Consider the following 1,654-nt stretch of genomic DNA (forward strand, 5'->3'; position numbering starts at 1 on the left):
TTCGTTGCTGCCCACGCTGCCGTTGACGCCGAGAATGGTCGCCACCTCGTCGGACGCGCGCTGTTCCCAGTAGGCCACCCGGGTCTGCAGGCCGTGGGAGGGCGCCCACTTCAGGCCGGTCTCCCAGCCTTCGTTGATGGAAGGCGACAGGTTGCCGGCCTGGGTGCGGTAGGCGCCGTTGCCGCTGCCGATCTGGAAGGTGCGGCCCCAGTTGGCGTAGGCAACGGTGTTGCTGGCCAGGTCGTAGGACACGCTCAGCTTGGGCTGCTTGATCAGGCCGTAGTCGTACACCGGCGCATGGGAGGTAGTGGCCACGTTGTGGAAGTCGCCCTCGATGTGGTCCACGCGGTAGGCGGGCACGATCTTCAGCGCCTGGGTGGGGCGGATCACGGCCTGCACGTAGGCGCCCCGGGTGTCCAGGTCGAAATCCCAGTCACGCAGGGTGGCTTGGCGCTCGCGCGCGACGGTGCGGAAGCGGCGCGCCGTGTTGTCCTGCCATTGGCCGTCCACGCCGGCATCCAGCACGAACTCGGCCAGGGCCGTACTGGGGCGCCAGGTGGTGGTGAGGATCAGGCCACGGTGGGTTTCGTCGTTGAAGCGCTCCTGCTGCGCCCCGCCCGCGGTGAACGTGACCCAGCGCTGGTTGCGGTAGTCATTCTGGTAGGCCTTGGCGCTCCAGCTCCCGTCGCTGCCCAGCGCGCCATCGAGGTGCAGGGCGGTCTGGAGGGTTTCGCGCTCGCTGCGATCATCGCGGGCGTAGGCGGGCGACTGGTTGGGGTTGGCGTGCACCTCGGCGTAGCTCAGATAGCCGGCTTCCAGCGCGGTATTTTTGTAATAGCGGCTGGTCAGGCCCGTGCGCCAGCGGCCATCGGGATCGGTGTAGAACCATTTGCCGGCAAAGCTGCGTTGGGTCCCATCGGCATGGTCGCGCTCGCCGTCCGCGCCGCGCCAGCCGATGAAGTAGTTCTGCGACCACGCGCCGTTCTCGAACCCCTTGGCCACCTGGACGTCCCGGGTGCCGAAGCTGCCCACGGTAACGCTGAGCTGGCCGTCGTTGCCGCCCTGGCGGGTGAGCACGTTGACATCACCGGCGATGGCATGCAGGCCATAGCGTGCGTCGTTGGTGCCGCGCACGATTTCGATCGCGCTGATATCCAGCGGGAACACGGCGTCGAGATAGGGCATGCCGCCGGCGTTGTCGTTGCTGGGAATGCCGTCGATGAGCAGCTTGACCGCGTTGATGCGGCCTTCGCCGTTGAAGCCACGGAACGAAAAGCGGCCGGCGTCGGTGCCCATCTTGAACTGGGTGACCTGCACGCCGGGGGCGTTCATCAGCAGCTCCCAGCTGTGGTCCACCTTCTGCTGCTGCAGCAGGTCGCCGCCGATGATGTCCACTGAACTGAACACCGCGCGCGCCGGGAGCGCGCGTTCGGCGATGGCCCGAGCCTGCACGGTGCCCAGGGTGAGCACGGTGCCGTCCTGGGCGGTGGCAGGCCATGGGGCCAGGGCCGTGCAGGCGAGGGCGGCCAGGACGGCGTGGGAAAGCCGGTGGGAAACGGGAGATCGGTTCATTGTGCACAGCATCGAAATGCCTCGACCCTCAGGGGGTCGAGGCAGGCAAAGGCGCCGGCGTGTGCGCCGGATGGGGGAGGGG

The 1,654-nt window shown here is 67.9% G+C and carries 1 protein-coding gene; it reads right to left on the minus strand.

Going from position 1 to position 1,654, the window contains the following annotated elements; genetic code table 11:
- The coding region (locus DBR34_RS08530) for a TonB-dependent receptor (RefSeq protein ID WP_258223764.1) at positions 1–1,572 on the minus strand (1,572 nt) is incomplete at its 3' end.
- Positions 1,573–1,654: the final 82 nt, after the last annotated feature.

The sequence above is a fragment of the Stenotrophomonas sp. HMWF003 genome, from assembly GCF_003061285.1.
In the GTDB taxonomy this organism is placed as follows: domain Bacteria; phylum Pseudomonadota; class Gammaproteobacteria; order Xanthomonadales; family Xanthomonadaceae; genus Stenotrophomonas; species Stenotrophomonas maltophilia_AP.